Origin of the sequence: Flavobacterium sp. (genome assembly GCF_028689845.1) — a bacterium.
GTDB lineage: Bacteria > Bacteroidota > Bacteroidia > Flavobacteriales > Flavobacteriaceae > Flavobacterium.
In genome coordinates, this window is sequence record NZ_JAQVCH010000013.1 from 23,920 (window position 1) to 36,309 (window position 12,390).

A 12,390-nucleotide genomic window follows, 5' to 3' on the forward strand; every position below is an offset into this window, starting at 1 on the left:
TCAAACAATCGCAATTCAAATGAAAAATATCGAAACGACTCAATTTCGCGTTCAGCAACCGATTGAACTTTCTAATTGTCCCACTTTCGTGAAAGTAGATACTTCTGAAAAAAAGAAAGAGAAAATTTTACAGAAAGTCCGTGAAAACTTAAGCAAAATACAAGACAAAATGTATGCCCACAATCGTTATGGTGTTTTAATTTGCTTGCAAGGAATGGATACGGCCGGAAAAGACAGTTTAATTCGCGAAGTTTTTAAAGAATTCAATGCTAGAGGCGTTGTGGTTCACAGTTTTAAAACGCCCAATTCAACCGAATTAGAACACGATTATTTATGGCGACACTATATCGCTTTGCCCGAAAAAGGAAAATTTGCCGTTTTTAATCGTACACATTATGAAAATGTGCTGGTCACTCGCGTGCATCCCGAATATATTATGAATGAAAATATTCCCGGAATTGAAAAAGTAGAAGATATTACCCCAACTTTTTGGGAAAATCGCTTTGAAAGTATCAATGCTTTTGAAAAACATGTGGCGTCAAATGGCGTTATTATCTTAAAGTTTTTTCTTCATTTAAGCAAAGAAGAACAACGGGAACGCTTATTACGCCGTTTAGAAACCGAAAAACACAATTGGAAATTTTCACCAGGTGATTTAAAAGAGAGATTGCTTTGGGATAAGTACACCCAATATTATGAAGAAGCTATCAACCGAACTTCTCACCCGCATGCACCTTGGTATATTGTGCCTGCAGACAATAAAGAAACCGCTCGCTATATTGTAGCCAAATCCATTTTAGACGTGTTAGAAAAGTATACCGATATTCAAGAACCAATTCTGGATGAGGCAGTTAAGCAGAATATTGCTTTTTATCAAGAGCAATTACGGGCAGAAAAATAAGTGTAATCCTCTTGTTTTATAAACAAAAAATCCGATTAAATTTCTTATTTTTGCCGCTTTAAAAAAATCAATGACGCTCAAAACCTATACACAAGAATTTGGTTATAATTTTCGGTTAGCTTATCCAATTATTATTGGAATGCTTGGGCATACGTTGGTTGGAATTGTAGATAACGCCATGGTTGGACAACTCGGTCCGATTGAGTTAGCCGCGGTTTCATTAGGAAACAGTTTTGTGTTCATTGCCATGTCATTAGGCATCGGATTTTCTACTGCCATTACTCCAATTGTGGCAGAAGCTGATGGCGAAAACTCGATTGAAAAAGGGCGTAATGCTTTTCATAACGGCTTGTTTTTATGTACGTTATTGGGTGTAATTTTATTTTTGTTAATCTTTTTTGCAAAGCCTTTAATCACTTTAATGGGTCAGCCAGAAGAGGTGGTTAATTTAGCAAAACCGTATTTAGATATCGTTGCTTTTTCGTTGATTCCACTCATTATGTTTCAAGCCTATAAGCAGTTTGCCGATGGTAAAAGTGAAACTAAATATTCGATGTGGGCAACCATTTTAGGAAATATCATTAACATTATCATTAATTATTTTTTAATTTTCGGAATTGGTATTTTTCCAAAAATGGGCATCGTTGGAGCCGCAATTGGTACGATTGTTTCAAGAATTGTAATGTTGGCTTTTATGCATTATATGATGGTTAAAAAGCCAAAGTTCCATCCGTATTTTAAAAAATTCAGTTGGGCAGAAATACAAAAAAGTACCATTCAGAAAATCGTGAATTTAGGAACTCCTTCTGCTTTACAAATGTTTTTTGAAGTCGGTCTTTTTACGGGTGCCGTTTGGCTCAGTGGTATGATCGGAACAACCAGTCAAGCCGCCAATCAAATTGCGTTGAGTTTGGCTTCCTTAACCTTTATGTTTGCAATGGGTTTGAGTGTTGCTGCCATGATTCGGGTGGGCAACCAAAAAGGATTACGCGATTATAAAAAACTGCGAATTGTAGCTTTTTCTATCTTTTTATTGGCTATTCTTTTAGAGGTCGTTTTTGCTTCTATTTTTATACTATTTCATCAAATTTTACCGCTTCCCTTCTTAAATCTAGAGCAGTCGGTTCATTTACAAGAAAATTTAGAAGTGGTGGCTATTGCCTCTCAATTGTTGTTGGTAGCTTCTTTGTTTCAAATTTCTGATGGATTGCAAGTCGTTGTTTTAGGAGCGTTAAGAGGAATTCAAGACGTGAAAATCCCAATGTATATCACGTTTGTAGCCTATTGGATTATTGGTTTTCCCATCTCTATTTTTTTAGGACTATATACGCCATTAAAAGCGATGGGCGTTTGGATTGGACTCTTAGCTGGATTGACGGCAGCTGCTGTTTTTCTATTTTACCGATTCAATAAAATCACAAAGAAATTAATTATAGACAATCAATAAATATGGAAATTAAACCACAATTCGGACTAGATAAATTGCTTTTCGGAATGAAGCAAAAGCACATTGAAGCAATGTATGGGAAAGCGGATACTGAATTTAAAGATGAAGACGAGAATCAAATTTTAGTTTACAATCAGTTAAAAGCTCGTTTGACTTTATATGCCGAAGAGGATTTTAGATTAGGTTATATCGTGCTTTCAAATCCAGAAGCAGAAATAAAAGGTCAAAAAATTATAGGAAAAAATAGCACAGAAGCTAAAAAACTTGTTCAGAAAATGGGTCTGCAAACTTTTGAAGAAGAATCTTTTGACACCCTTACCAATTATTTTAATGAAGATTATTGGACAATTCTTCAAGCCGAATATGGCGAAATCGTAAAAATAGAAATCGGAGCCATTATCAAAAACCAAGATGAATTCGATTGGAAATTTCAAGCATAAAAAAAGCACCAAGTGAACAAATTCGCTTGGTGCTTTTTCTATTATGAACGCCGATTACTCTGGCATTTTTTCTAACATTTCCACTTCAAATATCAAATGTGCATTTGGCGGAATAACACCACCAGCCCCTGCTTCACCATATCCCAATGAAGGCGGAATAAACAATATAGCTTTATCGCCAAAGTTTAATTTATCTAATCCTTCAATAAATCCAGGAATCATTCCACCTTTATTTCCATATTGAAATGGAATCGGCGTATAGGCTTTTGCATCTGCTCGCTGTTGATTGAATTTTCCAAACGCTTTAGAAACCTCTTCATAACTGCTGTCAAACAATTCTCCAGAATCAAAATATCCTGCATAATGAATGAACACTTGCGTGCCTTCTGTTGGTTTTACACCAGTTCCTTTGGTTGTGATTTTATAAGCTAAACCAGAAGGTAAAACGGTTGCATCTTTTTTGTTTTTAGCAAAATAAGCTGTTTTTTCGTCCATTGCTTTTTTGTAAGGAGCTAAGGCTACTTTTTTCTTTTCTGCTTCTTCTGCCGCTCTTTTCTTTTGGTTTTCTTGTTCAACCGCTATTCGATCTTTAAAAACTTTTGGAGCGTCAAATTTCTTTGCCGCATCACCAATTCTAATAATCGTTACCTTATCCATCACATCATTTTGCACAATAGCATTCACTACGTCTTGTCCTTCTACTACTTTACCAAAAACAGTATGTTTTCCGTCTAAATGTGGCGTTGGCACGTGCGTGATAAAAAACTGTGAGCCATTTGTTCCAGCACCAGCATTGGCCATGGATAAAATGCCAGGAGCATTGTGTTTTAAATCGGTAATTTCATCAGCAAACTTATACCCTGGGCCACCACTTCCGTTGCCAGAAGGATCTCCGCCTTGAATCATGAAATTTGCAATAACCCGATGAAATTTTAAACCGTCATAAAAGGGTTTTCCTTTTAAGGCTGCATCGGTAACTTCAGTATTGGTTCCTTCTGCTAAGGAAACGAAATTGGCTACTGTAATCGGTGTTTTTTCGTATTCTAATTTTAAAAGAATGTCGCCTTTGATGGTTTGAATTTTGGCATAAATTCCGTTTTCTGTTTGTGCAGTTGCCGACAAACTAACTAAGGCTAAAAAAAGATAAGTTATTTTTTTCATCTTGAAATTATTAAGGTTGAGGTAATTTTTCTAGTAATTCTAATTCAAATATTAAATTGGCATTTGGTGGAATGACGGCTCCCGCACCCGCTTCGCCATAACCTAAAGAAGCAGGAATGAATAAAATGGCTTTATCGCCTAGATTCATTTTTTCTAAGCCTTCTAAAAATCCGGGAATCAAACCGGTTTTATTGCCATATTCAAATGGAAATGGGGTATAGGCTTTGGCATCAGCTCTGTTTTGGTCAAATTTTCCGAATGCTTTAGCCACTTCTTCATAACTGGTGTCAAAAAGTTCTCCGCCTTCAAAATAGCCCGCATAATGCACATAAACCGTAGAGCCGACAGCTGGTTTTTTGCCGTTACCTTTTTCAAAAATGGTATATTCTAATCCTGTAGAAGATTTTTTTGCCACTTTCTTTTGTTCTTGAAAGAAGGATAATTTTTGAGTAATAACTTCTTTAAATTCAGTTAAAAAAGCTTCTTTTTTAAGGGCTTCTTCTGCTTCTGTTTTCTTTCTATTTTCCGCTTCAGTAATCAAACGGTCATTAAATACTTTAACTGCATTAAATTTCTTCGCTTTTTCGCCAATTCGTACAATTTTAACGTGCTCAATCACATCGTCTTTCACAATGGCATTGACCACTTCTTGTCCTTCTTTTACTTTTCCAAAAACGGTGTGACGACCGTCTAAAAAGGGAGTTTCAACATGCGTAATAAAAAACTGTGAACCATTTGTTCCAGGACCTGCATTGGCCATCGATAAAATACCAGGGCCATCATGTGATAAATCGGTAATTTCGTCCATGAAATTATAGCCAGGACCACCCGTTCCGTCGCCATTTGGATCACCACCCTGAATCATGAAATTGGCTTCCACACGATGAAATTTTAAACCATCATAAAAAGGAACTCCTTTTTTTGGTTCTAAAGTTACGTGTTGGTTTTTTCCTTCGGCTAATAAAATAAAATTAGCGACTGTAATTGGTGTTTTTTCATATTCTAGCGAAACGATTATTTCTCCTTTATTGGTTTTGATGATTCCGAAAATGCCATCGCCTAAGCGGTCATAATTTTCACCACAAGAAACAAAAAGTAAGCTAAAGAGACTCACAACGAGTAAGACAGATTTTTTCATTTTTTTAATTTTCAGTAATTTTAATTGGTTTTTGTAATTCATTTTCTTTTATAAAATCGGTTAAAGTAACAGTGCACCGAATAGGAATATTTGGGCCGATTCTATTCTTATCACCCAAATAGCCATAGGCAATGTGTGAGGGAAATAAAAAGGTTACTTTTTCATTTTTTCGCATTAGTTTGATTCCGTCTTGAATGCCAAGCATGATTTCTTGTTTGTCAACTAAATAATCTTGCGGTCGCAATTCTAAAGCTGTATAAATAACATTTCCTTTTAAATCGTAAATTTCATAGTCAAAATAAGCCATATCTCCTCGTTTTGGCGTTAGGGTATCTTTTTCATTCCGAATATCGTAGGTGTACCAATAGCCTTTTTCAGAGCTATAAAACTTGTTTTGTGGCTGGCTTTTGATAATGGAATCAATTATTTTTTCTTCTTCAGAAATTAGTTTTTTATTTCGATTCACAGATTCTTTCATAAAACTCCCCGATGACTTTTGAATAGGTCGTCGAGCTTCTGGTTCTTGACAACCAAAAACAAAAAGCAGGCCAAAGCATAAAAGGATTAAAAATAACTTCGCTTTCATTTAGAATTTTAAATTTGGATTATGTTGTACAACTTCTTCAAAAAACTGAATGGTTTCTTTCATTGATAAATAAGACTTTCCGCCGGCAGCATTTTTATGACCACCACCATGAAAATAGGTTCTTGCCAATTGATTCACATCAAAATCGCCAATTGAACGAAGCGAAATCTTGATAATTCCTTCTTCCTTATTTTCAATAAAAATCGCGGTAAAGATAATACCTTTAATAGATAATCCATAGTTCACAATGCCTTCTGTATCGCCTTTTTTAAAGTGAAAACGGTCTAGTTCCGCTTGTGATAACGTAATATAAGAGGTTTTATGATTTTTTAAAACCTTCATATTTTGTAAAGCACGACCTAGTAATTGTAGACTTTCGTAGGAACTATTGTTGAATAATGAGTTGTGAATTTGGCTATTCTCAACGCCTAAATCAATTAATTGTGCGACAATTCGATGTGTTTTTCCGGTTGTTTTCGGAAATTTAAAAGAGCCAGAATCGGTTACAATGCCCGTATATAAACAAGTAGCAATGGTTTTGTCTACAAATGAACTATCGCCTAACGCTTCGATAAAATCAAAAATCATCTCGCAAGTAGAACCATATTGCGTATCCGAAAAAGTTACTGCGGCATAATTGGCTGGAGCTTCATGGTGATCGATTAAGATAAATGGCGTTTGAAGCGTGATGAGCTCTTGTTCCATTTCGCCTGTTCGATGAAACGCATTAAAATCTAAGGTGAAAATTAAATCGGCTTCTTCCAAAATCGCTTTTGAAGCAATTTTATCTCGTTCATACAATTTTACCGTATCGGCACCTGGCAACCAAGCCAAAAAATCTGGAAATTCATTTGGTGATAAAACCGTAGCGGCAATTCCTTTGTTTTTTAGATAATGATATAAACCTAAAGTAGAACCCATTGCGTCTCCATCGGGATTTCGGTGTGGAATAATTACTACTTTTTTGGCGATAGAAAGTAACTTTTTGGTCGTGCTAATTTGTGCTGCTGTCATAGTTTGCGAAGTTACATTTTTTTAGTGAAAAGTTTTTATTTCGCTAAGAAAAGTCCGAACCAAACCGCTAAAAGTCCAATCAGAACACTCAAACCAATATAAGTAAAAGCCAAGCCGAGCTGGTTGTTTTGAATAAGTTGGATGTTTTCAAATCCAAAAGTAGAGAAAGTTGTATAGCCACCACAAAATCCAGTGATGAATAAAAAGCGTAAATCGGTATTGGTCGCAAATAATTTATTAGAAAAACCAACCAATAAACCTATTAAAAAACAGCCAATTACATTCACAAAAAAAGTAGCAAGTGGAAACGAATTGGTATAAAATTTTTGAGTCAATAACGAAGTTCCATAACGAAAAACGCTACCTAATCCGCCACCTAAAAAAATAAAAAGAAATGTTTTTAACATGACCATCGATTTAACGCACGTTCCAAAAGTAATAAATTTATTAGGAACAGGCGTTAATGCAGTTACAATAATCAAAATTGTGAAGTAAAGCGAAATGCTAATTTAGAATAAGATTTTTGGTAACTGTTGTCGCAGAAATCGTTTTGATTGATTGCATGATACCTCAGAGCTACCAATTGATTTTTTAAACGCTGCTTTATTTCAATACCTTTTTAAGACTATTTTTTTTGTACGGTCCGCACGAAAGGATTTGTGTGAGAGCGGTGAAAAGGCAAAAACTTACTAATAATTGATTACTTTGCTGCATTCAAATAGTTGTCAAGCGGAACCAAGAGGTTATTGGATTTACTCATTTCGTCTGAAAGGGCTTGAGCTTCGGTAACCATAGCTGTAGTTAAACCACTAGTTGTAGAAATATTATTTTTTGCTAGATTTTCAGGAGAAGAATCCATTGTAGTCGACATCAGTAGAAGAGCGATTCCCGCCACCTTGTTAACTTTTACACCTTGACCACGTATAAACAACATTCCTAGATTGCCAACGGCCATTCCGTCACCTTGAACAGAAGCCTTACGAAACCACTCATTCGCCTTTTTGAAATCAACTGTAGTGCCAATTCCATTTTCATAACATACGCCAAGATTAAATTGTGCAGCCGAATTTCCTTGTTTGGCAGATTCATTATACCAATAAACTGCTTCCTTTGCGTTTTTATTAATCCCAAGACCTTGCTCATACATTAATCCAACATTGTACTGAGCGTAAATATGACCTTCTTTTGCCCCCGCCAAAAAATCTTTAAATGCCAATGGCATATTATTAACATCAGCAGCCTTAAGTCCAGACTCAAAATAGGCTATCCCTTTAGCGGAATTAGCGGCTACTTCTGGAGTAGAATTAACGACTTCTTCTTTAACCGGACTAGCAGTTTCTTCTACAACCGGACTAGTGGTTTCTTCTGGAAATGAATTAGAGACTTCTTCTTGAACTGGACTAGCGGTTTCACTTTTACAGGATATTATTACGTGAAGACATGCACTTAGCAAAAGGATTCGAAATGTGAATAGTACTATTTTCAATGGTTTCATTTTTTATTTATTTTTAAAAGAGATTCTAATGATTAGTGAGAAACGAGCTTTGTGCTATTTTTTTGATTAGGGATAAGGCGTCTTTTTATTTGAAAATCAAAAATAGTATTTCTAAAACAAAATGAAGTTATAAGTGGTTTATTATTTTAAAATTCAGTGCTGAAAATAATGTCCTCAAACGAACATTGTCGTTAAGATAAGTATATTAAGTTACCGTTTTGTAATTCCGAAGAAGGACGAACCGAGCGATAGCGAACTGGCGAAATAATCTCCCTAATTTGCTGCTTTTTGAGGAGATTCCTATTCGTTGGGATGACAACAAAATCATACAAAACCACCTCAATCTGGTTTAAAAGTATGATAAACGGTATGCTTTATTCATTATCAATTATATAAATCCTTCCCTAAATTTAAACAAACCTCCCCAAACTATTTTATGGTTTTCCGTAAAACCAAAAACCAATTATCATTTCCCTAATTTCTCTCTTTTTAAGGTTAGAGCAAACCAATCCGCATAAATCCTCATAATCCGTGTTCCATCCAAAACCAATAATCAGCTAACAACTTTCAACTCATAACTCATAACTCATAATTCATAACTCATAATTAAAAAACCCCCCGGATTTATATGACAAAAACAAATTCGGTTTTCAATAAATAAAAATAGCAACCCTAAACAAGTTGCTATTTTTAATTTCAGGTACTACCTAAAACCTAATTTACAATTAGCTTTTTGGTAACCGATTGGTTATCAGCGGTTAGTTTAACAAAATAAAAACCACTTGCTAAATTATCTAATACATACGTTTGGTTTTGTGCTGTTGGTTTTTGAATCAATTGCATGACTTGTCCGTTCACGTTAATTAATTGAATTTCGTCAATTTCTATTTCAGAATTGATATTGATTCTTCCTATATTTGACGGATTTGGATAAACGGAAACATTTGCAAAAATCTCAAAATTAGGAGCAGAAAGTACTTGTCCCCAAACCAATTGAACATATTCTGGATGGTCAATATATGGATTGCGATTTCCTTGGTATAAATAGGCTTTATCATTTCGATTAATTTCAAAATCACTCACCGGATCAAGATTATGCCATTGCCATAACATTTCTAAAAAAGCCAATTTAAACACTTGATTTTCGGTGCCATTATACATCGGAAAATCATAACCGTCCACTTGGGTTTCATAACGTGTGGCAAAATAAAACATGATTCGAGCAATGTCGCCTTTAAATTCGTTAATTGGTTCAAATGCATTTCCGCTATAGCCAGAAATAGATATTGAGCCTAATTTAGAGCCGTTCGTAGATGTCCAACTTGGATTGGGAACATTGGCAAAAGGAAAATTGCTACGGCGATTGTTTACGTAACCATCTGTAGGCGTAAGCTGATGAATATCTCCAACCATAGGCATTTGCGAATTATAAGTGCTTTGTGGAACCATGTGTTCTCCATTAAAACAATCTGATTCTCCTTGGTAATTTCCGCATTTATCGTTAGCATAATAGCTGTAATTATAAGCATCTGTAGCCGTTGGTTTTTCAGAATACATGTCTAAAACCGAACCATCATTTTCATAGTAATTATCTACATCGGTTGCTTTAAATCCTTTAACATCTGTAAAAAGAGTGTTATATGATTTTCCAACATGACCGTTGGTGATGATCGTCTTTAATTTTGTTTTTAACGTATAACCAGTAAATCCAATGGCATTGTTGTAATAACCAGGAGGAATGGATTCAATAGTATTTTGATTTTGAGCAAAAAGCATGGTGGAGCAAAAAAGCAACACCCAGTAAAATTTAAGCATAATATGAATTTATAATTTTAAATAGATCGTTCTAATTGATAATTACTTTTTTAGTAATCGATTGATTTTCAGCCGTAATCTTTACGAAAAAGAAGCCAGAAGGCAAATTCTCAATCGTATAGGTCTTGTTTTGACGTGTCGGTTTTTGAATGTATTGCATTACCTGTCCGTTTACGTTGATTAACTGGATTTCTTCAATTTCCGTTTCAGAATCAATGTTGATCCGTCTGTCATTAGATGGATTTGGATAAATACTAAAGGTTGAAGCATAAATTGGCATAGTAGATAACGTTCCCCAAATATCTTGAGCGGCAACGCCTCCCCAAATTTTTGTAGCTAAATAAGGATTATCTATAAACGGATTACGATTGCCTTGGCCATAGGTATTATTGACATTTGATAAATAGGTATTGCGATTCACTTCGTATTGGGTAACAGGATCTTCTGCATTCCAATTTAAAAATAAATCAATCATTCCGTCGCCTGTTCCAGAAGTAGAACCGACTCCAATATTAGAAGGCAAACATTGATCGCCATAATGCACATACATATACATAATAATACGAGCCACATCGCCTTTCCATTCGTCTCCTGGATACCAATTTGCTCCAACTGTTCCAGAATTACCAGAACCTGATGCAAATTTTCGATTACCTCGTGTTCCATTTCGTTGCACATCACAAGCTCTTAACATGTGAGCATCGGCTCCAGGGCCTGTTTGTCCTAAATCAGGATTGGCAACAGATTGAGCATAAACATGTTCTCTATTCCATTCGCCGTTACTACCGCCGTTATTGTTTTTTGGTCGACTTCTATCATTTGTAACATCACTATCTGAACCATTTTCCCAACCATAAACCAACAACACATTCGCAGTGTTAGAAGGGTCTAAGTCAACAATTTTTAAGGCATTCCAAACTTGTGAGTACGTAAGATCTCTGTCGTGTGTCGTGGAAATAAGTTGACCTAATTGCATTTTTAAAGCTTGACCTTCTAGGGTTAAGTTGATATTATTATAATATGCTTGTTGTGCAAAACCCCAAGAAGCAACTAATACTAAAAGTAAAGAGTAGAATTTTTTCATGTGTTTAACTATTTTTTCGTTCTAACATGGCCATATAAAACCCGTCAAAACCAGATTCTGAAGCTAATATTTTTTTATCTTCTACAAAAATGAAGTTTTTACCGTTTTCTGTGGCTAAGAATTTTTGTATTTGTTCTTGATTTTCTGAAGGTAAAATAGAGCAAGTAGCATAAACCAACTTTCCGCCTGGTTTTACTATTTTAGAATAATTTTCTAAAACTTCTTGTTGTACTTTTCGGATGTTGTCAATGAATTCAGGTTGTAATTTCCATTTGCTATCCGGATTTCGTTTTAAAACGCCCAAACCACTACACGGAGCATCAATTAAAACACGGTCGGCTTTTTCATATAGTTTTTTGATGACTTTCGTCGAATCGATAATGCGGTATTCAATATTGAAAGCTCCATTGCGTTTGGCACGTAATTTCAATTGTTTTAGTTTGCTTTCATACAAATCCATTGCAATGAGTAAGCCTTTATTTTCCATCAAAGAAGCCATGTGTAAGGTTTTTCCACCGGCACCAGCACAAGTGTCAACGACTTTCATTCCAGGTTTAACGTCTAGAAAAGCAGCAACTAATTGTGAATTAGCATCTTGAACTTCAAAAAATCCATCTTTAAAAGCATCGGTCATAAACACATTGGCTCTTTCTTTAAGCACTAACGCATCGGGTTGGTCTTTTAAAAATTCGGTTTCGATGTTTAAATCCATCAAAATTGCCCGTAATTTTTGCTTTGTTGTTTTTAAGGTGTTGACTCTTAGGATAACTTGTGCTTGCTGATTTTGGGCAGCAATTTCTTTAGTCCAAAGTTCTTCGCCCAATTCTTTTACGCCCAATTCATCCATCCAATCCGGAATCGATTCACGGTATTTTCTGGTTTTAGATAATTCGTCAAAACGGCCTTTGATTTTGCGTTGTGGCGTTCCTTCTAATTGTCGCCAATCCGGAATCGGATAACCACGAAGAACGGCCCAAACAGCAAACATTCGCCATAAATCATCACGGTCAAATGGTTCTTTTACTTCTGCAATTTCTGCATAAAGACGTTTCCATCGAACGATTTCATAAATGGTTTCGGCTACAAATTTTCTGTCGGCACTTCCCCAACGTTTGTCCTTTTTCAAGGCTCTAGCAACGACTTTATCGGCATATTCTCCTTCATTGAATATGGCATTCAACGAATCAATCGTGGTGTAAACTAAATTTCGGTGTAATCTCATTGGAATATAATAGCTTGCAAAGTTACTATTAATTTATGATTTGTAAATTATTTTACCAATATTAACGTAAAATCAAAACCCAATAGT

12 protein-coding genes are annotated in these 12,390 nt (G+C 35.3%); 3 read left to right on the forward strand and 9 right to left on the reverse strand.

Annotation, left to right across the window (positions count from 1 at the left end; genetic code table 11):
* Positions 1 to 19: 19 nt before the first annotated feature.
* From PHR76_RS06810 to PHR76_RS06820, 3 genes are all read left to right on the forward strand, one after another.
* Positions 20 to 901: a PPK2 family polyphosphate kinase gene (locus tag PHR76_RS06810; protein ID WP_300060025.1), complete on the forward strand. Its 882-nt coding sequence runs from the start codon at positions 20 to 22 to the stop codon at positions 899 to 901.
* 70 nt (positions 902 to 971) lie between these two features.
* Positions 972 to 2,348 (forward strand): MATE family efflux transporter, encoded by a 1,377-nt coding sequence (locus tag PHR76_RS06815; RefSeq protein ID WP_300060030.1) that lies wholly within the window; start codon positions 972 to 974, stop codon positions 2,346 to 2,348.
* A 2-nt stretch (positions 2,349 to 2,350) separates the two neighbouring features.
* Positions 2,351 to 2,788 carry a hypothetical protein gene (locus PHR76_RS06820; protein WP_300060034.1) on the forward strand — a complete coding sequence of 146 codons (438 nt, stop codon included), beginning with the start codon at positions 2,351 to 2,353 and terminating at the stop codon, positions 2,786 to 2,788.
* Positions 2,789 to 2,842: 54 nt separating this feature from the next.
* Here PHR76_RS06820 and PHR76_RS06825 read toward each other — a convergent pair whose 3' ends face one another.
* The 9 genes from PHR76_RS06825 to PHR76_RS06865 form a co-directional block, all read right to left on the reverse strand.
* A complete protein-coding gene (locus PHR76_RS06825) occupies positions 2,843 to 3,949 on the reverse strand; it encodes a peptidylprolyl isomerase (RefSeq protein ID WP_300060037.1) in 1,107 nt (368 codons plus the stop codon).
* Between the two features lie 10 nt (positions 3,950 to 3,959).
* Positions 3,960 to 5,087 (reverse strand): peptidylprolyl isomerase, encoded by a 1,128-nt coding sequence (locus PHR76_RS06830; protein ID WP_300060040.1) that lies wholly within the window; start codon positions 5,085 to 5,087, stop codon positions 3,960 to 3,962.
* 4 nt (positions 5,088 to 5,091) lie between these two features.
* Positions 5,092 to 5,673 carry a gliding motility-associated peptidyl-prolyl isomerase GldI gene (gene gldI, locus PHR76_RS06835; protein WP_300060043.1) on the reverse strand — a complete coding sequence of 194 codons (582 nt, stop codon included), beginning with the start codon at positions 5,671 to 5,673 and terminating at the stop codon, positions 5,092 to 5,094.
* Entirely contained in the window at positions 5,674 to 6,687 is a 1,014-nt protein-coding gene (locus PHR76_RS06840) for a bifunctional oligoribonuclease/PAP phosphatase NrnA (RefSeq protein WP_300060046.1), read from the reverse strand.
* Positions 6,688 to 6,722: 35 nt separating this feature from the next.
* Positions 6,723 to 7,169 (reverse strand): fluoride efflux transporter CrcB, encoded by a 447-nt coding sequence (crcB, locus tag PHR76_RS06845; protein ID WP_300060049.1) that lies wholly within the window; start codon positions 7,167 to 7,169, stop codon positions 6,723 to 6,725.
* Between the two features lie 218 nt (positions 7,170 to 7,387).
* On the reverse strand, positions 7,388 to 8,182 hold the full coding sequence (locus PHR76_RS06850) for a tetratricopeptide repeat protein (protein WP_300060051.1): 795 nt from the start codon (positions 8,180 to 8,182) through the stop codon (positions 7,388 to 7,390).
* A 714-nt stretch (positions 8,183 to 8,896) separates the two neighbouring features.
* A complete protein-coding gene (locus tag PHR76_RS06855; protein ID WP_300060054.1) occupies positions 8,897 to 9,997 on the reverse strand; it encodes an endonuclease in 1,101 nt (366 codons plus the stop codon).
* Between the two features lie 31 nt (positions 9,998 to 10,028).
* A complete protein-coding gene (locus PHR76_RS06860; protein WP_300060056.1) occupies positions 10,029 to 11,081 on the reverse strand; it encodes an endonuclease in 1,053 nt (350 codons plus the stop codon).
* A 4-nt stretch (positions 11,082 to 11,085) separates the two neighbouring features.
* The gene (locus tag PHR76_RS06865; protein WP_300060059.1) at positions 11,086 to 12,303 is read right to left on the reverse strand and encodes a methyltransferase domain-containing protein; all 1,218 of its coding nucleotides are present in this window, start codon (positions 12,301 to 12,303) and stop codon (positions 11,086 to 11,088) included.
* Positions 12,304 to 12,390 lie beyond the last annotated feature (87 nt).